This is a genomic window from Segatella copri (genome assembly GCF_026015625.1).
GTDB classification, from domain to species: Bacteria; Bacteroidota; Bacteroidia; order Bacteroidales; family Bacteroidaceae; genus Prevotella; species Prevotella copri_H.
Genome location: NZ_JAPDVG010000001.1, coordinates 54,219 through 74,133 on the forward strand (window position 1 = coordinate 54,219; position 19,915 = coordinate 74,133).

Here is a 19,915-nt window from a genome sequence, read left to right on the forward strand (position 1 = left end):
TAGTTTATAGATTGATAATTTAAAATAGAATAGTATGAAACGGATGAATATATGGATGCTCTCAGCGCTGTTGGCGCTGCCTGCATCAGCACAGAAGATTACAACCCAGCACGAGGTGGTAGACTGCGGACAGGTGGTGTTCCGCAAGCCTGTAACTGCCGAATTCGTGCTGAAGAATGACGGGCACAAGCCTTTGGTTATCAACAATGTGTTGAAAAGCTGCGGCTGTACGGAGGTAGATTATCCGAAGACGGGCATAGCTGCCGGCGAAAGTTTCGTCATCAAGGCGGTATACGATGCCAAGCAGATGGGTACTTTCACCAAGCAGGTTTGCCTCTATACCAATGCGGATGAAGAGCCGTTCATCCTCTCTATGAGGGGAAAGGTAGTGGGCAGCGTAGTAGATTTCGCTGGTTCTTACGATGAGATGCTGGGTGTCATCAAGAGTGATGCCCAGGAGGTGGAGTTTGATGACGTGAACCGTGGCGACCGTCCGGTTCAGCGCATCCATATCTTCAATCCTACCGACGAATTACTGGAGCCGGTAGTGATGCATCTGCCATCCTATCTTCATGCTTTCGTATCGCCTTCCAAGGTGGCTCCGCGTCATTCTGCCGAAATCAGTTTCGTGCTGGATTCCAAGAAACTGCGTGACCTGGGATTGAACCAGACTTCGGTTTATCTCGGTGAGCGTCCTGGCGATAAGATTGCGCCTGAGAAGGAAATCGTGGTTTCAGCCGTTCTTCTTCCTGGTTTCGAGAACATGACTCCAGCCAGGAAGGCACTGGCTCCGAAGCTAGAGATGTCTGCCACCGATCTCAATCTGGGTAGTTTCAATGGAAAGAAGAAACTGAAGGGTGAGATTCTGATTACCAATAAGGGTAAGTCGGAACTGGATATCCGCAGCATGCAGATGTTTACGATGGGCTTGCAGGTGAACCTGAAGAAGAGTAAGATTCAGCCAGGAGAGACCGTTAAGATGAAGGTGACGGCTGTGGCTGCCGACTTGAAGAAATCGCGTGTCAGACACCCTCGTATCCTCATGATTACGAATGATCCTGACCATGCTAAGGTGGTGGTGAAGATTAATGTACAATGAATTAAAAACGAATATCGTGCAGATAGAAATAGATAACGGCAGTGGGTTCTGCTTTGGCGTAACCACTGCCATCAAGAAAGCTGAAGAGGAGTTGGCTAAGGGCGGTAAACTTTACTGCCTGGGCGATATTGTGCATAACGGTATGGAGGTGGAGCGCCTGCATGAAGCGGGACTCATCACGATAGACCATGAGCAGATGGAGGAACTGCAGGGCGTAAAGGTCTTGCTCCGTGCTCATGGTGAACCGCCTGAAACTTATGCCCTTGCCGAGCGAAACAACATTGAAATCATCGATGCTACCTGTCCTGTGGTGCTCCAGTTGCAGCGCCGCATCAAGAAGCAATATGTCAACAATCCGGAGGCACAGATCGTGATTTTCGGCAAGAACGGGCATGCTGAGGTGCTCGGACTGGTGGGGCAGACGGAGAGTCATGCCATCGTGGTAGAGAAGTTTGAGGATGTGAAGCAGTTGAAGGAAAGCGGTCAGCTGGATTTCTCTAAAGATATCTATCTTTACTCCCAGACTACCAAGAGTCTCGATGAGTTCCACCGCATCATCGAATACTGCCAGGAGCATATTGTTGAGGGTGCTGTCTTCAAGAGTTTCGATACCATCTGCCGTCAGGTGGCTAACCGCATGCCTAACATCGCTGCCTTTGCCAGCAAGCATGATGTCATCCTCTTTGTGAGTGGCAGAAAGAGTTCGAACGGTAAGGTGCTTTTCAAGGAATGCAAGAGTGTGAATGCCAACAGCTACCAGATAGAAAGTGCCGACGAGATAGATATGAACTGGTTCAAGGATGTGGAAACGGTAGGTATCTGTGGCGCTACCAGTACGCCGAAGTGGCTGATGGAAGAGTGCAAGGAGAAGATTATCAACGATAGTTCTGCTCTCTTACTGTAAGATTTAATGCGTTGATTGTTAGTTAGTTAACCACCTTGCTACCGCGTTTTGCGGTAACAAGGGTATAGGATAGTTCTATCGTTGATTGAAAAACTTAATATGTTGGTTGTTAATTAGTTAACCCATTTGGTGTCGTGTTTTACGACGTCAAGTGGGTTCATTTTTTATAAACTGTCTGAAAATAAAACAGGTGATAAATCTTCTCCCGAAGACCTATCACCTTCAAAAAACAGTAATTAACTCAAAATTTATAATCTATATCATTACTACCTTGTTAATATGGTTGCAAAGATACTACATTGAAGTTTTTTTCCCAAATCTTTTTCATCGAATAAAATAAATTTATCGGTAAAAGTAGTATCTTTAACGTATTTTTGCATAAATAACCCGGCAGTCTCTTTTCTGTAGCTTATTCTGCTATTGCCTTTTGATATTGTTCCATCAGCCATGCCTTCTGTTCAGGAATGGTCATGTTGCTGTTGTCGAGCGTAATGGCATCATCAGCCTTTCTGAGTGGGGAAGTCTCGCGGTGGGTATCGATATAGTCGCGCTCCTCTACATTCTTCAGAATCGCATCGAAGTCGGCTGGCATTCCTTTCTCCTTCAGTTCATCGAAACGGCGCTGTGCTCTCACCTGTGAGCTGGCTGTAACGAAAATCTTCAGTTCGGCATTAGGGAACACGGTGGTACCTATATCGCGACCATCCATCACGATGCCCTTGTCTTCGCCCATCTTCTGCTGCTGTTCTACCAGCGCCTCTCTGACGAAAGGAACGGCGGCAATCGGACTAACGTGGTTGGAAACCTCTAACGAACGGATTTCCTTTTCTACCAGTTCGCCGTTCAGATAGCAGTCTGGGCGACCGGTTGTTGCATTAAACTTGAATGAGATGCTGATGTTCTTCATCTCCTTCTGCAGTTCTTCTGTCTTTACGGCTCCATCTGCTTCGAAGAGCTGATGACGCAGCGCATAGAGAGTTACCGAGCGGTACATTGCGCCCGTATCTACATAAACATAACCTATTTCCTTGGCAAGATCCTTTGCCATCGTACTCTTACCGCAAGAAGAGTATCCGTCTATTGCTATTGTTATTTTCTTCATAATTTCGAACTAATTTTAATGTATAATTTATCATGTACAATTTATCATGTACAATTTATCATGTACAATTTATAATCTGTAACTTACGTTCAGCATGAGACTGCTGCTACTGACGTGATATTTGCCGTAGGCAACGTTCAGATGGAAGCGCTCCAGGTTGATACCGCCACCCACAGAGAAACCGGCTCCATGACTGCTTTCCTCATCTTCTGAGGTGCTGATTTTCATCTCGTTGGCTCTCCGGAAGTTGTAGCCGGCACCTATCCACAGGCTCTCCGAAAGCAGAATGTCGGCACCTACTACGGCATGATCACGAAGACTGCTGTCCCAATGGTTCAGGTTGACCAGTGTGGCTGATACCCTGAACGGTGCGTTGGCGAAGCGTTTCGTCACACCCAACTGCAGGTCGATAGGCATCTTCTCGTATTCATTATCGTAGGCTTTCAGCTGTCCACCCAGATTCTTTGCCGCACATGAAACCGACCATTCCGTTTCCGGGTCGTAATAGTTGATACCCAGATCCACTCCCACAGCGATAGAATTGTAATCGCCAATATACGAAGTGATGAATTTGGCGGCAATACCACCTGCGAATTTCTCACCGAGCATATAAGAGAAGTAACCCGCAACGGCAATATCCTTTGCCGAGAACTCACCCATCTGGATGTTGTTCTCGTCCGTCTCTTTCATCTTTCCGTAGTCAACAAGCTGAGCCGAAACAGCCCACGAAGCCTTGTCGTTGACAATACGGTTGAAACTAGCCGAGGCAGTATTCACCCCCGACATATAGTTCATATAATTGAGATTGACCGTCTTGTCGCTTACCGAAGCCAGGAGAGCCGGATTATGGAATATGAGTGCCTCATCATCTTCTATCAAGGTGATGTTGTCGCCACCCAGAGCTGCTGCGTGAGCACTCACCGGCAAGCGAAGGAAATTATACCCCGTTTGGCTCTCTTGAGCATCAATAATTGTCGCAAAAAGCGTCAATATTGCGGAAATTACATATTTTTTCATTTAAATTTTCTAATTCTTTGGCAAAGATACTGCTTTTTTCAATAATAAGAAGTAAATTTGCAATGTTTTCGTAGGAAATAACGATTTTAAACGGTTTTTATTGTGGAAATTAAGAAATCAAATAGCGCACAACTGGAAGATAAGCGGGTTACATTTTTCCTGCTGGGGTTGCTGCTGGCTTTTACTTTCATCTTCGTAGGACTCCAATATCAGAGAGGTCCGCAGGGAGATGATGACTTGTCTGAATCGATGGAAGATCTTGCACAGGATCTGGAAATGTCGGCTCGACCCGACCAGAAAGATATGGTGAGTGCAGAGGCTGTTTCGGCTCCTGCTTCTAAGTCAATTACCCAGGAAGTGAAGGCTGCCGAGCAACAGACTCAGAAGGCACCGCAGAAAATCAGTTCTACAACCAGCGAACTGGTTATCGGCGACGGCTCGGGTGTAGTGGATGGATCTGAGGTGAAGGAAGCGGTTCCTGAAACTCCCATTGAGAATCCAGGAGTTGAGGCTCCTATCAAACTGACCGTCGTGCAGAAGATACCGCAGTTTCCTGGTGGCTGGTCTGCCTTCATGCAGTGGCTTACCAAGAACCTGAAGTACCCTGTAGCTGCCCAGAAGAGTAGGATTCAGGGAACCGTAGTGGTATCCTTTATCGTAAACAAGGATGGTAGTGTTGCCAATATTAAGGTAAGCACTTCGGTAGATCCATTGCTCGACAACGAGGCTTTGAGGGTGATGAAGATGATGCCGAAGTGGAAGCCGGGCATCGATAAAGGCAAGGTCTGTCGCACGATGATTGCCATCCCGGTAGTGTTCCAGCTATAAATTATTCATTGTAAATTATACATTATAAATTATACATTATTATGAAGACAGCAGATGAAATTTTAAGCATGGTAAATGAGTTTCTGGCTAATTTGCCTTACGAAAGAAAGCCAAAGTCTCTTTATGAGCCTATCAGATACGTTCTTTCTATGGGTGGCAAGCGTATTCGTCCTACGCTCATGCTTCTGGGCTACAATCTTTTCAAGGACAATCCTGAGAAGATTCTGATGAATGCCGTTGCCCTGGAAACTTATCATAACTATACTTTGCTGCATGATGACCTGATGGACAATGCTGATTTGCGTCGCGGTCATGAAACGGTTCATAAGAAATGGGATGCCAATACGGCAATCCTTTCGGGCGACAGCATGCTCGTTCTGGCTTATGAGCGTATGGCTCAATGTGATGAAAAGCATCTTGCCAAGGTGTTGAAACTCTTTACGACCACTGCCCTGGAAATTGGTGAAGGTCAGCAGTTTGATATGGAGTTTGAAAACCGTAACGATGTGAAGGAGGAGGAATATATCGAGATGATCCGCCTCAAGACCAGCGTTCTCCTGGCTTGTGCCCTGAAGATGGGTGCTATCCTTGCCGATGCTTCTGATGAGGATGCAGAGAACCTGTATAAGTTTGGCGAGCAGATTGGATTGGCGTTCCAGTTGCAGGATGATTACCTCGATGTTTACGGCGATACCAAGGTGTTCGGTAAGGAGATTGGTGGTGATATCACATCCAACAAGAAGACTTACATGCTCATCAATGCCTTCAACCATGCCAACGACGCTCAGCGTGCAGAACTGCAGAAGTGGGTTGATGCCAAGGATTTCGACCGCAAGGAGAAGGTGGCTGCCGTTACCCGTCTTTACAACGAGATAGGTATCGACAAAATGGCGCAGGATAAGATTGCTTATTATTTCGAGCAGAGCAAGAAGTATCTGGATGCCGTGAATGTGCCTGCTGAGCGTAAGGAGGAATTGGCAAAGTATGCTCAGAAAATGATGAAGCGACAGTACTAGTTGATAGTTAATAGTTTATAGTTGACAGTTGATAGGGCAATGTTCAAAGTAATAGATACACATACGCATTTTGATGCGGAGGAGTTTGATGAGGATAGGGCGGAGGCTTTCGCCCGTGCCAAGGAAGCGGGGGTAGGCAAGGTGTTCTTGCCTGCCATCGACGTGAAGACCACACACGCGGTACTGGCATTGGCTAAGGAATATCCGGGCTATGCTTATCCGATGATTGGTCTGCATCCTGAAGAGGTGAAGGCTGACTGGAAGGAACAGCTGGCTGAACTCCGGAAGATACTGGAGGAGCATCGCATGACCGGTAATGCCTGTCAGGTGGGTGGTTCTCCTCAGTTTTCAGACTTGATTGCTATCGGAGAGGTAGGACTTGATTATTACTGGAGCCGTGAGTTCGAGCATGAGCAGTTGGAGGCTTTCGAGGAACAGGTAAAATGGTCGGTAGAAACCCAGCTCCCGCTGATGATTCATTGCCGCAAGGCGCAGAACGAGATGGTACATCTGCTCAGAAAGTATGAGAAAGAACTGCCGGGTGGCGTCTTCCATTGCTTTACGGGCAATCAGAAGGAAGCCGAAGAACTGCTCTCCTTCGATAAGTTTGTATTGGGCATCGGTGGCGTATCTACTTTCAAGAGCAGCCATCTCAGAGAAGACCTGCCTGCTGTAGTTCCTCTGGATCGCATCGTTCTGGAGACCGACAGTCCGTATATGGCGCCTGTTCCTTATCGCGGAAAACGCAACGAAAGCGCTTTCGTGGTAGAAGTGATGAAGACGCTCGCCAAGGCTTATGGCATAAGCGAAGAGGAGTTTGCCCGACAGACTAACCTCAATGCAGAGCGGGTTTTTCCGCTATCCGTATCGCAAGTATAGGACGCAAGCGTTCAAAACTCCTTAAATAAACATAAAAAAACAATGAAAGTTATGGTATTTCGGAGGAAAAGCAATAATTTTGCACTTCGAAATTGTTGCAGCAGCATGTTGCGGCGATTAAGAAGAGTTCTTCGGAATATGGAAAGGTGCTCGAGTGGCTGAAGAGGCACGCCTGGAAAGCGTGTATTCCCCTAAAGGGAATCGGGGGTTCGAATCCCCCTCTTTCCGCAGAAATCACTGAAAATTAGGTGTTTCCAAAACATCGTATTTTATCCAACTAAGTAGAATCCTGCACATTCTTGCACATTTTTGCACATTTTTGCACAATTCTGCTTGCAAATAGCTTGCAAATGATAACAACGAAACTATACTTAGATACAAGAGCGGTCAAGGACGGAGAGCCTGCACCGCTCAAAGTTGCCATTACGAAGAAGCGACAGGCAGCTTATATTCCTCTTGGTGTCAAATTGAAAAAGGAACAATGGGATGTCAAGAAACAAAGAATAGTTGATGCGCCAAACAAGCAGAGATTGGAAATATTTGTCAAGAACAAATTGGTAGAGATTGAAAATGCTATATTGGAACTGCAGATGAAGGGAGAACTTACTAAACAGACTTCAACGCAGATAAAGAATAAGGTTGTGGCCTATCTAGACCCTGATGTTAAGAAGAAAGACTTATTTATAAATAGGTATATAGAATATATGAATAGTCGTTCAGCACAAAGGACCAGGGAAATATATGCAACCACTTTGAAGAAGATGCGCGATTTCGATAGCAAGGTAGATACCTACGCTTTTGAAGATATCTCAAAGGATTGGCTGAAAAGGTTGGATGCCGAGTTGGTAAGACAAGGGTTAAAGAAGAACTCCAGGAATATACATTTCAGAAACATACGTGCCGTTTTCAACGATGCTATCGATAATGAGATAACCAGCCATTATCCGATGAGAACATTCGATATAAATCCGGAACAGACAGAAAAACGTTCTCTTTCTGTAGATGAACTACGTACCTTATTTAATTATAATGTGCAGCCATGGCAGCAGAAGTACCTGGATTATTTCAAGCTTACATTCTTCTTGATCGGGATAAACCCTGCCGATATTCTTGATTGTACGGATGAGAATATTGTAGATGGAAGATTGCTGTATAGACGAAAGAAGACCGGAAGACTGTATAGCATCAGACTGGAACCGGAAGCTATACAGATAATAAATAGGTATAGAGGAAAGACAAAGCTAGTCAATTTCTCAGAGAACATGAGAAACTACAAGCAATTTGTGTGCAAGGCAAACAAGGGACTAAAGGCAATAGGCCCTGTCACTAAAGAAAGGAACGAGAAAAAGAAAGCTCATGATTTTCAGAAGGAATATCATACAAAGCATAATCCTCTGTTTGATCATATCTCTCTGTATTGGGCTAGGCATACGTGGGCAACAATAGCCTTCTCCATAGGAATACCCGAAGAAATCATTGCCGAAGCATTGGGACATTCCCATGGAAACAGGACAACAGCTATCTATATTGACAAGAGTGTTGCCAATATAGACGATGCAAATAGAAAAGTATTGGATTACGTTCTATATAAGGAGCAACCAAAGGACTAACCCTTGGAAGCTCCTTTCGAACCAATTAAATTATCAGACCATTGGCCTTCATGAAGTTCACCATTGCCCTGTTCTGTGGCAAAAGGGCAGGGATATCCATTCTGTTAGCCTTATACAAGTTGGTAGCAGAATTATACATATCCCAGGCAGTTACAAACTCCTTATCGTGATAGGCCTCCAGCATATCCTCTGTGAAGAGTGTAATCTGTGACTGATTGAGAGGGTAGGTGATATTCTCACGAATAGACTTTCGTGATGTATCTGCCTTTACTCTTGTAGCAGTCATCAGTCCAATGAGCAAGAACATCTGTTCTGCAGTAATGCGTGTCTCCTTCATCTTGGCAATACGCTCACGATCAGTCTCGATGATGTGCCGGGCATCTACCAGCCATGACTTTAATGTATCAAGCATTGCTGCCACTTCCATACCGGAACCCTTCTTGCCCTTTTCGGAATAGCTGGACATATACAGTTCTGGAGAGAGCATACACTGATTGTGGCAAATCATCACATTCGGACCGAATCCAATCTGAATACCTTTCTGATGGAAGGCTACGGCCACATTAGTAGTAGTCTCATCATTATCAAAATCAGTGATACGAATATTGGCATAAACTCGGCGGAGAATATGCGCCTCTACCGCATGCTGACCTTTGACCGCTTCCACTTGTGGGAGGCGAACCACTCCAGGCGACTGACGGTCTCTGTTCTGTGCTGCAAACATATCATAAACCTCCACATTGTAGCCGAGCTCTGTACACTCATCAATGACCTTATTGAAAAGGTCAAAGTGATAGATGCCACGGAGCGGATTTCCGTAAACATCATCCTCTCGGTGTGTGCGACTCAACTGTTCGAGAGTGATTGCCTGAGTCTTGGCTTTCTCGAAATCAAAGAACTTGTCTTCATTAACTGAAGAAGGAACTGCTACCATATCTTCGGCAGCCTTACTCAAATTTGTTGCTGTTGTCATAATCTTTAATATTTTAATTGGTTACAAATTATTTCAATGGAATGCCTGCTTCTTCAAGAAGCTTGATTCTCTCTTCCTTTGTTGCTTTTGTCAAGTTTGTCTCTTTGACAAAATTCCCGGCAGAGTCTCTTGTTATAAGAAAAACATAGTCGGCATGATTGATCCAGCCACTCTGACACTCCTCACGATAGGCATTGGCCTCCTCGTAAGTCTCAAACCCGCTCTTTGTGTCATACATTGAATCATCGCGGGTAACATATAAGCTACTAGTCTTCATTTTTAATCTCAATTATGTACATTAATTCTTTCTCTGGAACATCCTTCTCTTGATAAGGAGAATCATACTTATATACAACTGCGTCATCAAGATACATTCTTACCCAATCCATAAAAATATCCTGTGATACTGAGTTGTCTGTGATATAGGCTGCCAGGAAGAAACCGTTTCGTTCCTGTGCATCACCTAACCCAACTGCACCAAAATGACTTCTGAAAGTAGTGCCCTGCAACTCGTCGCATGAGTACTGAATCATCATATTCTTCATCATTTCAAAGAATAATGCTACTTTAATAGCTTTCATATAAGTGACTTGACCGTGTTGTCGAGGGCTTATTTTATTAATGTTTCATTGCTAAATCTACTATCGCTACGATAAATAGAAAAATTAATCCGTTTATTAAAAGAATGGTACCCATATCTACTTAAAATTAAAGAAGTCCTTAATCTGTTTCTTCTCGTCATCGCTGGCATTCAAGATGTCCTTCACTATGAAATCTGCAAGCGGAGCTAATACTGTATTCATAGCATCAATCAGTTCTCCCTGCGCTCCAAGTTTAGAAAGAACGCCTGCATATTCACAAAGAAATTCATGGGACGAAATGAATCCCATTTCATAATTCTTTTTGATTTCCTTAATTTCTTCCATCTTTTTAAGATTTTAATTGGTTCAACATAATCTGTGGTTAGTCAAAATAACCACTCTTTCTATATGCAAAGATACAAAAAAAATGTGATATATGCAAATATACCACACTTTATTTTAGTTAAAAATACCAAATTTAACTCACTGAGTATCAAAGAGTTATACGCTTTTGTAGATACTGCTTAATGTAATGATTTTTGTAGCTTCGCCGACTTTGTCAATCAGATTGGTTACGGCTTCATCCACTTCGCACAAAGCATTATACACATCGTTTGGGATATTTCCTGTCTCCAAATCATTACTACTCATTTTCCAAGTTTGGTTTAGCTGCCTTGCAGCATCCACCATTAATTTAATGTCCGTCATATTTCTAAATTTTAAATGAATATCCTACTAACTGCCTGGCAGAGCCATCCCATCATATAGCAAGGCTCTTCGTCTTTCAAGTCAATACCTAGTGATTCGCAGATATGAGTGACAACATGAAACATTTCGTGTGTGGCAGTATTCACGAACTCATATTCTGATGTGGTCCTGCTAATAGCAACCACACTCTTTCTACCTGCAAGATTGGAGTAGGTTAGACCTGTGTTCGGCATTCCTCGTAAGCAATGCTCCCTTGCGCTTTCGACTGCCTTTTCTGTGCAGCCTATCTGCACAAGGGAGTTGCATACCTCATCGGTATCTGATGATTCCAAACCGTAAAACACAAGAACTTTCCAATCGTACTTTTCTAGATATATCTCTTGACTTATCATAAAATATCATCCCATGGAATGCCGATGCCATTATGGTTGCAATCGGCATAGAATCTGTTAAAGATGAAGCCATCCTTCTGATCGGTATCATCAACCATATCTTTCACGAACAAAGCCATGTGAGCTTCGTCCTCGATGGAAGACTTATAGAAATCAGCCTTAACCATGTTTGCCACATAGACATGATCATAGCCTACATTATTTTCAAGTGTCACTCCCTGCTTGGTAAGGATGGATTCAACCTTCTCCTTATCCATATAGTCAACCTCCTCATCCTTTTTGGTGACTGGGTTGTATTTTCTCATCTGACTGACTGCCCATTCGCAAGCCTTCTTGTTGAAGTGCCAGCCATTATATCTCAGATATGCTATCATTCCTTCTGGCTTCATATCGTAAGCATCCAAAGGCATTCTACATTTTCCCATAGCTCTTTCTTTTAAGGGTGGCAGGGAAAAATCCCCCACCACCGAATTAAACATTAGTAACGTCCACCGCCACGACGACCATAGTAGCGTCGCTCTCCATAGCGGTCTTCGTCACGCCAATCTTCATCGTCCCACTTGTCACGATAGTCTGGCATTGGCATACGATTACCCATACGCTCCCGCTTCAAACTATCCAAGCACTTCATAACCTTGCCACCTGCTCGAACCATTTCCTCGCAGTTGTCAACAAGCTCATCGAACTTGTTTTCCGTAATTTCTACCATATATCCCATAGCAATTACTTTTTAAAATTGTTACCGCTCAAAGCCTTAGACAGCATGGATTCAATATTGGATAGCGTTCCCTTCATGCCGCTGACCTCTGATTTGAGGTTACTGATGTCTTTTTCCTGCTGCTTTTCCTTAGCAATCTGTGGGTTGATTCTAGTGAGCATTTCCTCGCAGGAGCTTATGACTCCATTGTGGTAATCTACACTTTCCACGACTCCCTTTGAATGTCGCAACATAGCATCAATCTCTGCGCACATAGCTTCTCTGCTGTCACTGACAACAACACCTTCATTGCCGAAGTTCACTATCTGTGCCGTAGATGGCAGCTTTTCGAAATTGACCTGCTGGTCCTCTACTTGCACCTTAACATCAACGGTCGTCTCCAATGTCGGAGTCTGTCCTGGCATATAGCTAGGATATTTCTGCTGAGGATTGCTGACCGATATTACTTGACCGATTTTTAGAGTCGGCTTTTCTCCTCCCTTGTCTAAGATGTAGAAGAGAGAAGACTGTCTTAGTCCTTGAAACATTTTCTTTCTCTTTTAAAGGGGCAGACTTTTCAGTCTGTCCCATAGTTAATACTCTGTTAGCCGCCTGTAGGCTGCTGAAACCCAAGCAGTCGGATAATACCGCTCTTCTTATTGATGTATGCCAAAGCCTCCGTAGTTTCAGAAACGTTAGCTCCCGTCACTGCCTTTCCCACATGATCAACAACTGGCACCTTTGTTGTGCCGGAAGTAGTTCCGCTAGTGTTAGCAGTTCCGTTAACAGTGGTCGAACCACTATTTGGAGTTACGATTGTAACAGGAAGTGTCGCACTTGCAGCGGCAACTCCTTGATGTATCTTCAAGAGTACAATGCACTCGCAAGGCAAAGCATTGTAGTAGCAAGGATTGATACCATAATCTACACTAGCATCTGTGACCTGCTGAGCATTTGTCTTCAGCTCATAGATACCGCCTACATCAATAAGTTTGATTTGGTTTCTCTGACCGATTGGAATAAATGGATTGAATGGATATAAAGGGAACATAGTTACCTCCTTTCCTAACAACCGCATCCTACAGTTGAACGAGAAGCCGCTACATCACCTGCATAAGCTCCCATGGCGGCAGCAGTATAAACGTCCTTGTTGAATACTCCGTACTGAGGGTACTGAACACTGATGGTATTAGGCAACTTGCACTTGATGCCAGCCACCTCTGCCTGCAGTGCAGCCAAAGCTGCATTTACTGGTGTGATAACCTGTGCCTGATAAGCCTGCAAAGCCTGTGTCTGATGCTCGTTTGAAATCTGAGCAAGCAGGGCACTATTCTTCTCTCTCAAAGCATCGAGCTTATCCTGCATTGCCTGTGTCTGCATCTGATCCAACTTAGCCAAGACAGACTGATTGTTAGCATCAGCCTTGTCACGGAGCATCAAAGCATTGGCATTTGCCGTATCATTGATGGCGTGGGTCTGCTGACAGATAGACAACTTGAGGTTGCCATCCATTGCAGTTATGGCGTTATTGGTCTTGCAGCAGCATTCTGCCAACTGAGTAGCGATGGCATTGTTACCCTGCATGATAGCAGTCAAAATCTGATTAGCATTCATGCCCATCTGATTGCCGAGGTTGCAAATCTGATGACCTAAGCCATTGATTGCAGCCATGACTGCGTCACTTGATGTGTTGAGGGCTGTAGCCAAGCTCTGAACGTCGAAACCATTGCGCTGAACAGCCTGCATGATAACGGCTGTATTGGCATCATTGTTAAGCATTGGCACAACACCGCCCTGTCCGTTAGAACCCATGCAGCGATTACCTCCGAAGAACCCCATACCATTATTGCCCATAAGGATGAACAAGAGGAGGATTGCAAAGATGTCTTCACCCCAACCATTTCCGTTTCCACGGTTGTTCAAGAGTGCAATAAGACCTGGGTCAACACCCTGTCTCTGCATGAGTGCAGGAAGCATAGCCAAGATTCCATTAGAGCCTGTGCCGCTTGTGCCGCTCTCTGGATTGAACACGTAAGTTTTACTTTCCATATCCCGAATTTTTAATTTAACCTTAATATTTAACTAACACTATTTGTAACGTTACGTGTGCAAAGTTAGAAAATTGTTTTGAAATAAGCTATAAGGCTATCATAGTTTTCGTTAGTGGCTCTAAATCAGTGGTTTATGGTGATAGTAGGTAGACTCATTTTTAATCCTCTTAGAACGGAAGAATTTACTTTGCAAACAAAAAGGGCGACCGCTCATCACGAGTAGTCGCCCTAGTTATCCAAAATAAATCTCAAAACCTTAATTAAACAACTTTTCTAAGATTCTTTCTTTTTCTTCCTTGATATATATAGTAAGTACATAACTATGAGTATAAAGCAGAACCAAAACATCTGCCCCGTTTTTAAGAATATCTTCTGCATACTTGACAGAGATTTCTCTTTTATAGAAGGAGCGTCAATCTTATAGAACTGAGAGGTACCAATCTTTGATAAGGAGTCACATCTTCCTCTGTAATATATAAAGCTATCTTTGTATGCTTTATATGTACTGATGGTATCGAGGAGCATTCTTCGTTCCTTTTCAAATAAATAGTGACTCTCGTAATGAAAACGATCTTCACCAATCTTATTCCCTTGCGCATCATATCGGGTTGCTGTGCTATCTTTTACATAGCTGCTATCTTTGGTAGCCTTTTCTGTTTCTCGCTTTTGGATATGTTGCCATTGCTCGAAGGCATAAGACAATCGGGTAGTGAAGAGGGAATCGAACTTTTTTTCACTCTGCTTGTCTGTGATGAAGGTTTGTGTAGTTACTGCTCTAGGAGTACTGCACCCTAAGACAGAAACAAGCGCAAGACCTACCACTAGGGTAATGGTTGCCCATTTCCAAAATCTTATATCATACCATTTCATCATTTATTCAATTTTAGATTACCATACGTAATGTAGCTAAGTCTGCGAAGCCACCCTTTAAGAAAACCTTTCTGGTCACCGACTGCGATTCTCTTTAGATAAGCTTTTCTATCCTTCTTGAAGGCTTCGAATAGTCTTTCTCCATTGGATTTATTAATGGCATACAGCGTCTTATTACCGATAATACCATCTGCTGTGATACCTAATACAAGTTGTAGATGTTTTACAGCTTTACTAACTCCGCTGTTATAAGCAAAGTCTACCAGCATATTGGCTACGCTCTGATCTTGGATTTGGTCCGCTTTGCAAGCGTTCCAATAGTTCTGCTTAAAAACTCGATGAAAGTCTTCCTCAGTAAGGCGTTTCACGTCTTCTTCGTTAAGAACACCATCACCATTCTTGTCGTACCCGACTCTTCTCCAGGTAGCAAGGGTAATGCCATATTTTGTTGGACCGCCCTTATCTTTCTTGTTATTTGTATATTTGTCCGTTTCCCAACTGAGGATAAACGGAACGAGTTTACTAGAATCAGCCATGTTTACTTCTCCTCCTCGCTATAATCATTTCTTTGAATAATGCAGCCAAATACAATAATGCTTACTATAATAGCTGCCACCATAATAATCGCTAACATCATATCTTTTCCTCCTTTTCCGTGTAATTTAGATAGTCTGACAAATATGGAATCTTCTCGATAAATTTGAAGCGCATGAGATAATAGAGGAAACTCACTACATACCAAGGAGGGGTACCCTTCTTGAATATCTGTTTCAAGTTCTTCAGAATATTGCATCCGTAGAACCACAATACTAGATACGAGATAAAAGAAACACATTGAACGGAACCTTCCATTTGTCCTTTGAATCGCCCGATTGCATATACTGCTGCACAAAGGACGAAGAACACGGTAGCGTGACCGATGCACACAACTGCTTTCTTTAACTCGAAGTTCTCTCCTTTTGCAATCATGCCACTAAGATAACCGAAAATAAAGTTGAGGGTGAAGACGATCATAAGCGAAGACAACTCGCCTTCAATCGGTTTAAGATAGGCGAGGAGTGCAAGAACTACGCCTACAACAATATCTTTAATTCTATCTGCCATACTATAACTATTTGATGATTAAACAATAATGCTGCAAATATACAACAAAATATTTAATCATCAAATAGATTTTACGAAAAAGTGCAAAACTTTATTCTAACATATAAAAAAAGAGAGGCAATCACTTACCTCTCTTACTCAACTTGTAAGGAACACTTACATGTTCAACTATTAGGATAGAAGTAGAAACAAAATTCCCCTATACTATTGGCGTAGTATAGGGGAAATATCACATTTTCGCTCGGAAAAGTGAAGCTTGATAAAGTATTGCAAAGATAGACAATAATTCCGAAACCACCAAATTTTTCATCATTAATTTGTTAGATACAGATACAATCCTTCCCCGAACCACATTATTAATGTCATAGTTGACATTGTTACCCAAGCCATGAAGAACTTATCTATCGTTTTATACTTATAGGAAAGATACAGGTATGCTATGAACGTGCAGTTGATAATTACCAGTATCGCTACTATAATCAAAGTACAAAACATATAATCCATACTCATATATGCTCGCTTATCCGTGTTGCGATAGGGCTTATACGTTATGATTTTCTCTTGCTCTTAATAAAGTGCAGAATATCCCACTTCTTCCAATATCGGGTATGCCCACGCTTCTTGCACTCGCCATTGGGAATATCGCCCCTAGCAACCATTCGATTGAGTGTGGCATCAGAAACGTGAAGTTTCTCCTTGACTTCCTCTGTGCTCAACATAGGATTGAGCATATCTGGAATGATGTCACACAATCTATCCAAATCATCATCGCTCATTCCGCATGCGGTGACCTTCTCGCCGTTCTTCTGCTGCTCATCAGCCTTAAAGCAAGCATCGCTCAATGACTTCAAAGCTGTACCTAGCAATTTATAACTTAATATCTTTCCCATATCTTATGCACAAATTTTACGTCCTAGTTTCGTATCATTAACAAACATTCTAGCAAAGCTATACAAATAGAATATAGTTGTCACGACCATGACCGTAAAGCAGGAATCCACCATATCTTTAGTTGTATACCAACTCCACTCTACAATATGAGCCGCATTGATGCCTAAGTAATACATAAATGGAATGCGATACCACTGGCACAAGAAGAAAAATCTACTTGCCAGTATCGTCACCATCGGCAGGACGTAAACCATGAAATAAATAAAGATATAGCAAGGCATATTTTCATTATATGGGATAAACATCTCACGTGGATGCTGAGAGAACTCCCAAATGCCGTATGCGTGGAAGAACATAATAATGATAGGCACATACTTGCAGAACCAGCGGAAGAACTTTAATATTCTCCTGCTATACCGATTACCATGCTTCTTAAGCATATCCATCAGCTCCGTCACATCAATGTCCTTTATCAACCGTTGGACTTCGGCTTCTTGTTCTAGTGTCATATTAATAAACCTCCTTTTGTCTATAGCTAATTGTTCATAATTCATTGATTTAAATTAAATGATGTTGCAAAGTTACACTCTTTTGCACAAAACCAGCGGAAATGAGAATATTTCTGTGTTAAACTTTATAAAAAGTAACAATCTGAAAGTAGATGGCTACAAAAATAGCGTTAGAACGGCTTTCTTGCCAAATTCTAACGCTATTTCTATATCTACTTATCAGTATTTATCCTATCACAACATCAAGGGTCTCCATATCAGCGAACTTCAAGCCGCAATCCTTAGCAGCTTTGAAGAGCTCCTTCTCGTCAACTTCCTCAATGGACACCTCTACCTCGGCATTGGCAAGGTCTGAGAAGTACTTCTCGGTCTTCTGCTTCTGATTGAAGAAGTACTCATTGACCTCAGCGAACTTGGCTGAATCGTCCTTGGTGTATTCGTAGCCCTCATCGGCGTGCTTCTGCTCCAACTGCTGGCACTCCTGAAGCTTGTGCTGCATCTCCTCGAACTTATCGTCCTTCAAGCTCTCCTGCGCTTCCTTCACATCCTTGTCGTAAGTGTCGGCTACTTGGCGCAGTGCCTTCATATTCTTCCAAACTCGCATAGCGGCATCATCGCTCATTGATGATGTCTTCAATGCCTTCAATGTTCTGTAGGCTGCAACAGCCTCGATTGTCTTAATCTTTTTCATAATTGTTTCTTTTTTTTATGTTATACAATATTCTTCGTTAGATTACCATTCTTGATATTATTATAATTAAGATTGATATATTGGTAAGCTATGTATTCCACTAACTTCTCCAACAAATTTAAAATCAAATTCTTCATAATAACTATCATGTTCTCTTCTATCAGAATGTAAATTTAAAACTATATTCCAATTATTAATTTTATATTGAGGATAGTCTTCTATCTTATTTATAATAGGTATCTGTGTTGTAGTAAACCCACCATATTCTTTTTCTGCATCTTCTTTTGTAGCATAAGCAGTTAATATTACATTTTCTGTACTTACTTTTAAATAACGTTTTGGAGCATAAGTATTTATATTAGTTGCTACAGGTACTGACAAATTATCTAGTTCAGTTTGACCAAATGAACCTATATTAGCTCGTAAACTTACTAATGAAGTAGTACCAAAATCTAACGTAAAACTAAATTCTATATATTTATCTGCTGATAAAATATATCCATTATTATCATCTATATAATAATGTCCTCCATAATATGTATTAACAGTAAAATTAGTAACTTTTACTTCTACTGTAGTATAGTATGTAGGTTTTTCTTTAGTACTTATAACAACTTTATTAAATAGAAAACCAGAAATATCTATAGTTTGTCCAGTAACATCATTATTTATATAGCAAGGTGTTACAGATGTATAAAAATAATCATCATCAACTCCACCAACAGGACATAATAGTCCTGCTATATAAATTTCATCATTAACTTCACTTTTAAAACCTAAACTACTACTACCATTATTACTACTAATGGATTGATTTTTAAAATTAACAATAAACTCACTATCAGGTATTTCATCATTATAACTAACAGAAGCATTATTTATAGGAACAGTACCTGAAAGATATTTCATACGTTTTTTGGATTTATTATATATACATACAGCAGGATACCATTCTTCATTAAAAGCAGATAATAAAGCTAGTATATCTTCAAAAGATATAGTATTCTTTGAATTTATAGGTTCATATCCAAAATAAAATCTTAAATAATAAGTTTGGTCTAAATATATAGTATCTCGTATACCAGTAGAAAAACGTATAGGGTCTTGATAACTATAATCTTCAGTATTATAACCAATAAAATCACTAAGTCTATATGGAGATTGATTGGTTCCAAAAGGCATATTATAATTCCATACACCTTTAATACTTAATTCTTCAAACGAACTTACTATATTAATAGTGTATACTTGGTCATTTAAACTACTATTACCTAACCACCAACCTCTACTTGAAGAACTCCAACTTTGTTTATCTGAATTTAAAGTATCTGTAACAAAAGGTTTATTATAAAGATTGACAGGTTTATATTTAGAATAAGGATTTAAATTCACACTCTTACAAAGAGTAGCAAGGTCATTGCTACTCTCTCCAAGAGCTCGTTTAACATCATCAATGCTAACAGGAGCACTAATAATTCCAGTTTCACTATTGTAAGACATAATATTTATTTTTAAAATATTCAACTTTGGTTTCTAATTCTGTTACAACTTCTTTAGTAACAACTCGCTCTACTGTTACATTGAACACTTTCGCAAGCTATAATATAAATCGTTCCATACGCTTAATCTTTAGAACCTAAAACACTAGGCAAGGCAGCTCTATAAGAGCCACCCTGCGTTAATACTTACTCTGCTGCCTCGCTTGCCATATTAGCAGCGATAGCGGAATTGACCTCCTTAATCAATGCTGATACTTCACTGAGCTTGCTCTGCGGAACACCGCTGATATTGTAGGTCAGCTCGCTGCCGTTGAAGCTTGCGTTCGCATTGCCGAGATAATTACCATTTGTGTCACCATAGATACTCATATTGATGCTCTCGATGTTGCCACCCGTCTTGTCAACATTGTAGGTGATTTCTACTCGATAGCCGCCCTTGGTATAAGTGGCGGTTGTCTGTTCACTCTTCTTGTTAATCTTTAAATTCTCCATTT

General features: G+C 41.8%; 27 protein-coding genes and 1 tRNA gene. 7 read left to right on the forward strand and 21 right to left on the reverse strand.

All coding sequences use genetic code 11. From position 1 onward, the window contains the following. Nucleotides 1-34 precede the first annotated feature (34 nt). Complete coding sequence (locus tag ONT19_RS00175) at nt 35-1,099, forward strand: DUF1573 domain-containing protein (protein ID WP_118153581.1); 1,065 nt, start codon at nt 35-37, stop codon at nt 1,097-1,099. A 13-nt stretch (nt 1,100-1,112) separates the two neighbouring features. Further along, a complete protein-coding gene (locus ONT19_RS00180) occupies nt 1,113-2,003 on the forward strand; it encodes a 4-hydroxy-3-methylbut-2-enyl diphosphate reductase (protein ID WP_117727328.1) in 891 nt (296 codons plus the stop codon). Between the two features lie 409 nt (nt 2,004-2,412). On the opposite strand, the gene cmk is transcribed toward ONT19_RS00180, so the two are convergent. Further along, on the reverse strand, nt 2,413-3,105 hold the full coding sequence (gene cmk, locus ONT19_RS00185; RefSeq protein WP_117727261.1) for a (d)CMP kinase: 693 nt from the start codon (nt 3,103-3,105) through the stop codon (nt 2,413-2,415). 69 nt (nt 3,106-3,174) lie between these two features. Next, entirely contained in the window at nt 3,175-4,122 is a 948-nt protein-coding gene (gene porQ, locus ONT19_RS00190; protein WP_264953309.1) for a type IX secretion system protein PorQ, read from the reverse strand. 102 nt (nt 4,123-4,224) lie between these two features. Between porQ and ONT19_RS00195 the strand changes: the two genes are divergently transcribed. The 5 genes from ONT19_RS00195 (at nt 4,225) to ONT19_RS00215 (ending at nt 8,455) form a co-directional block, all read left to right on the forward strand. Next, a complete protein-coding gene (locus tag ONT19_RS00195) occupies nt 4,225-4,950 on the forward strand; it encodes an energy transducer TonB (protein ID WP_264953310.1) in 726 nt (241 codons plus the stop codon). A gap of 41 nt (nt 4,951-4,991) precedes the next feature. Continuing rightward, on the forward strand, nt 4,992-5,966 hold the full coding sequence (locus ONT19_RS00200; RefSeq protein ID WP_118416478.1) for a polyprenyl synthetase family protein: 975 nt from the start codon (nt 4,992-4,994) through the stop codon (nt 5,964-5,966). A gap of 39 nt (nt 5,967-6,005) precedes the next feature. Next, nucleotides 6,006-6,845, forward strand: a complete 840-nt coding sequence (locus tag ONT19_RS00205) for a TatD family hydrolase (RefSeq protein WP_264953311.1) — start codon at nt 6,006-6,008, stop codon at nt 6,843-6,845. A gap of 140 nt (nt 6,846-6,985) precedes the next feature. Next, nucleotides 6,986-7,073: transfer RNA gene (locus ONT19_RS00210), tRNA-Ser, on the forward strand. 122 nt (nt 7,074-7,195) lie between these two features. Further along, nucleotides 7,196-8,455: a site-specific integrase gene (locus ONT19_RS00215; protein WP_264953312.1), complete on the forward strand. Its 1,260-nt coding sequence runs from the start codon at nt 7,196-7,198 to the stop codon at nt 8,453-8,455. 25 nt (nt 8,456-8,480) lie between these two features. Here ONT19_RS00215 and ONT19_RS00220 read toward each other — a convergent pair whose 3' ends face one another. The 19 genes from ONT19_RS00220 to ONT19_RS00310 all read right to left on the reverse strand — a co-directional run bounded on the left by ONT19_RS00220 (nt 8,481) and on the right by ONT19_RS00310 (nt 19,913). Continuing rightward, complete coding sequence (locus ONT19_RS00220) at nt 8,481-9,428, reverse strand: DUF932 domain-containing protein (RefSeq protein WP_228115042.1); 948 nt, start codon at nt 9,426-9,428, stop codon at nt 8,481-8,483. A gap of 28 nt (nt 9,429-9,456) precedes the next feature. Beyond that, nucleotides 9,457-9,705, reverse strand: a complete 249-nt coding sequence (locus ONT19_RS00225) for a hypothetical protein (protein ID WP_264953313.1) — start codon at nt 9,703-9,705, stop codon at nt 9,457-9,459. Continuing rightward, a complete protein-coding gene (locus ONT19_RS00230) occupies nt 9,695-10,009 on the reverse strand; it encodes a hypothetical protein (RefSeq protein ID WP_264953314.1) in 315 nt (104 codons plus the stop codon). The genes ONT19_RS00225 and ONT19_RS00230 overlap by 11 nt, the downstream gene beginning before the upstream one ends. A 117-nt stretch (nt 10,010-10,126) precedes the next feature. Further along, a complete protein-coding gene (locus tag ONT19_RS00235) occupies nt 10,127-10,354 on the reverse strand; it encodes a hypothetical protein (protein WP_153079313.1) in 228 nt (75 codons plus the stop codon). Between the two features lie 156 nt (nt 10,355-10,510). After that, nucleotides 10,511-10,717 (reverse strand): hypothetical protein, encoded by a 207-nt coding sequence (locus tag ONT19_RS00240; RefSeq protein ID WP_215651857.1) that lies wholly within the window; start codon nt 10,715-10,717, stop codon nt 10,511-10,513. 11 nt (nt 10,718-10,728) lie between these two features. Then, nucleotides 10,729-10,950 carry a hypothetical protein gene (locus ONT19_RS00245; protein ID WP_153119658.1) on the reverse strand — a complete coding sequence of 74 codons (222 nt, stop codon included), beginning with the start codon at nt 10,948-10,950 and terminating at the stop codon, nt 10,729-10,731. A gap of 155 nt (nt 10,951-11,105) precedes the next feature. Further along, complete coding sequence (locus tag ONT19_RS00250) at nt 11,106-11,534, reverse strand: DUF7841 family protein (protein WP_218483458.1); 429 nt, start codon at nt 11,532-11,534, stop codon at nt 11,106-11,108. Between the two features lie 53 nt (nt 11,535-11,587). Continuing rightward, nucleotides 11,588-11,827, reverse strand: a complete 240-nt coding sequence (locus ONT19_RS00255) for a hypothetical protein (protein WP_118201362.1) — start codon at nt 11,825-11,827, stop codon at nt 11,588-11,590. Between the two features lie 5 nt (nt 11,828-11,832). Next, nucleotides 11,833-12,354 carry a hypothetical protein gene (locus ONT19_RS00260; RefSeq protein ID WP_264953315.1) on the reverse strand — a complete coding sequence of 174 codons (522 nt, stop codon included), beginning with the start codon at nt 12,352-12,354 and terminating at the stop codon, nt 11,833-11,835. A 56-nt stretch (nt 12,355-12,410) separates the two neighbouring features. Next, on the reverse strand, nt 12,411-12,857 hold the full coding sequence (locus ONT19_RS00265; RefSeq protein ID WP_153079308.1) for a hypothetical protein: 447 nt from the start codon (nt 12,855-12,857) through the stop codon (nt 12,411-12,413). A 14-nt stretch (nt 12,858-12,871) separates the two neighbouring features. After that, on the reverse strand, nt 12,872-13,855 hold the full coding sequence (locus tag ONT19_RS00270) for a hypothetical protein (protein WP_153079307.1): 984 nt from the start codon (nt 13,853-13,855) through the stop codon (nt 12,872-12,874). Between the two features lie 275 nt (nt 13,856-14,130). After that, entirely contained in the window at nt 14,131-14,730 is a 600-nt protein-coding gene (locus ONT19_RS00275) for a hypothetical protein (protein WP_153079306.1), read from the reverse strand. Further along, nucleotides 14,727-15,263, reverse strand: a complete 537-nt coding sequence (locus tag ONT19_RS00280; protein WP_264953317.1) for a glycoside hydrolase family 108 protein — start codon at nt 15,261-15,263, stop codon at nt 14,727-14,729. Before ONT19_RS00280 ends, ONT19_RS00275 begins: the two co-directional genes overlap by 4 nt. 97 nt (nt 15,264-15,360) lie before the next feature. Continuing rightward, nucleotides 15,361-15,831 (reverse strand): hypothetical protein, encoded by a 471-nt coding sequence (locus ONT19_RS00285; RefSeq protein WP_118201356.1) that lies wholly within the window; start codon nt 15,829-15,831, stop codon nt 15,361-15,363. Between the two features lie 548 nt (nt 15,832-16,379). Then, nucleotides 16,380-16,721 carry a helix-turn-helix domain-containing protein gene (locus ONT19_RS00290; protein WP_264953318.1) on the reverse strand — a complete coding sequence of 114 codons (342 nt, stop codon included), beginning with the start codon at nt 16,719-16,721 and terminating at the stop codon, nt 16,380-16,382. Between the two features lie 3 nt (nt 16,722-16,724). Next, nucleotides 16,725-17,276: a hypothetical protein gene (locus tag ONT19_RS00295; protein WP_118063060.1), complete on the reverse strand. Its 552-nt coding sequence runs from the start codon at nt 17,274-17,276 to the stop codon at nt 16,725-16,727. Between the two features lie 181 nt (nt 17,277-17,457). Then, nucleotides 17,458-17,922 (reverse strand): hypothetical protein, encoded by a 465-nt coding sequence (locus tag ONT19_RS00300; RefSeq protein ID WP_264953319.1) that lies wholly within the window; start codon nt 17,920-17,922, stop codon nt 17,458-17,460. A 66-nt stretch (nt 17,923-17,988) separates the two neighbouring features. Continuing rightward, nucleotides 17,989-19,422 carry a hypothetical protein gene (locus tag ONT19_RS00305; protein WP_264953320.1) on the reverse strand — a complete coding sequence of 478 codons (1,434 nt, stop codon included), beginning with the start codon at nt 19,420-19,422 and terminating at the stop codon, nt 17,989-17,991. A gap of 185 nt (nt 19,423-19,607) precedes the next feature. Beyond that, nucleotides 19,608-19,913, reverse strand: coding sequence for a hypothetical protein (locus ONT19_RS00310; RefSeq protein WP_264953321.1), 306 nt, complete (start codon nt 19,911-19,913; stop codon nt 19,608-19,610). Between the last annotated feature and the right edge of the window lie 2 nt (nt 19,914-19,915).

What these genes read in the sequence shown, in the direction of transcription:
- porQ (WP_264953309.1), bottom strand. Translation starts at nt 4,122, where the DNA reads ATGAAAAAATATGTAATTTCCGCAATATTGACGCTTTTTGCGACAATT.
- ONT19_RS00260 (WP_264953315.1), bottom strand. Translation starts at nt 12,354, where the DNA reads ATGTTTCAAGGACTAAGACAGTCTTCTCTCTTCTACATCTTAGACAAG.
- ONT19_RS00215 (WP_264953312.1), top strand. Translation starts at nt 7,196, where the DNA reads ATGATAACAACGAAACTATACTTAGATACAAGAGCGGTCAAGGACGGA.
- ONT19_RS00245 (WP_153119658.1), bottom strand. Translation starts at nt 10,950, where the DNA reads ATGCCGAACACAGGTCTAACCTACTCCAATCTTGCAGGTAGAAAGAGT.
- ONT19_RS00225 (WP_264953313.1), bottom strand. Translation starts at nt 9,705, where the DNA reads ATGAAGACTAGTAGCTTATATGTTACCCGCGATGATTCAATGTATGAC.
- ONT19_RS00200 (WP_118416478.1), top strand. Translation starts at nt 4,992, where the DNA reads ATGAAGACAGCAGATGAAATTTTAAGCATGGTAAATGAGTTTCTGGCT.
- ONT19_RS00240 (WP_215651857.1), bottom strand. Translation starts at nt 10,717, where the DNA reads ATGACGGACATTAAATTAATGGTGGATGCTGCAAGGCAGCTAAACCAA.
- ONT19_RS00305 (WP_264953320.1), bottom strand. Translation starts at nt 19,422, where the DNA reads ATGTCTTACAATAGTGAAACTGGAATTATTAGTGCTCCTGTTAGCATT.
- ONT19_RS00230 (WP_264953314.1), bottom strand. Translation starts at nt 10,009, where the DNA reads ATGAAAGCTATTAAAGTAGCATTATTCTTTGAAATGATGAAGAATATG.
- ONT19_RS00280 (WP_264953317.1), bottom strand. Translation starts at nt 15,263, where the DNA reads ATGGCTGATTCTAGTAAACTCGTTCCGTTTATCCTCAGTTGGGAAACG.
- ONT19_RS00255 (WP_118201362.1), bottom strand. Translation starts at nt 11,827, where the DNA reads ATGGGATATATGGTAGAAATTACGGAAAACAAGTTCGATGAGCTTGTT.
- ONT19_RS00265 (WP_153079308.1), bottom strand. Translation starts at nt 12,857, where the DNA reads ATGTTCCCTTTATATCCATTCAATCCATTTATTCCAATCGGTCAGAGA.
- ONT19_RS00250 (WP_218483458.1), bottom strand. Translation starts at nt 11,534, where the DNA reads ATGGGAAAATGTAGAATGCCTTTGGATGCTTACGATATGAAGCCAGAA.
- ONT19_RS00300 (WP_264953319.1), bottom strand. Translation starts at nt 17,922, where the DNA reads ATGAAAAAGATTAAGACAATCGAGGCTGTTGCAGCCTACAGAACATTG.
- ONT19_RS00310 (WP_264953321.1), bottom strand. Translation starts at nt 19,913, where the DNA reads ATGGAGAATTTAAAGATTAACAAGAAGAGTGAACAGACAACCGCCACT.
- ONT19_RS00290 (WP_264953318.1), bottom strand. Translation starts at nt 16,721, where the DNA reads ATGGGAAAGATATTAAGTTATAAATTGCTAGGTACAGCTTTGAAGTCA.
- ONT19_RS00295 (WP_118063060.1), bottom strand. Translation starts at nt 17,276, where the DNA reads ATGAATTATGAACAATTAGCTATAGACAAAAGGAGGTTTATTAATATG.
- ONT19_RS00270 (WP_153079307.1), bottom strand. Translation starts at nt 13,855, where the DNA reads ATGGAAAGTAAAACTTACGTGTTCAATCCAGAGAGCGGCACAAGCGGC.
- ONT19_RS00235 (WP_153079313.1), bottom strand. Translation starts at nt 10,354, where the DNA reads ATGGAAGAAATTAAGGAAATCAAAAAGAATTATGAAATGGGATTCATT.
- ONT19_RS00205 (WP_264953311.1), top strand. Translation starts at nt 6,006, where the DNA reads ATGTTCAAAGTAATAGATACACATACGCATTTTGATGCGGAGGAGTTT.
- ONT19_RS00275 (WP_153079306.1), bottom strand. Translation starts at nt 14,730, where the DNA reads ATGATGAAATGGTATGATATAAGATTTTGGAAATGGGCAACCATTACC.
- ONT19_RS00175 (WP_118153581.1), top strand. Translation starts at nt 35, where the DNA reads ATGAAACGGATGAATATATGGATGCTCTCAGCGCTGTTGGCGCTGCCT.
- ONT19_RS00285 (WP_118201356.1), bottom strand. Translation starts at nt 15,831, where the DNA reads ATGGCAGATAGAATTAAAGATATTGTTGTAGGCGTAGTTCTTGCACTC.
- ONT19_RS00220 (WP_228115042.1), bottom strand. Translation starts at nt 9,428, where the DNA reads ATGACAACAGCAACAAATTTGAGTAAGGCTGCCGAAGATATGGTAGCA.
- cmk (WP_117727261.1), bottom strand. Translation starts at nt 3,105, where the DNA reads ATGAAGAAAATAACAATAGCAATAGACGGATACTCTTCTTGCGGTAAG.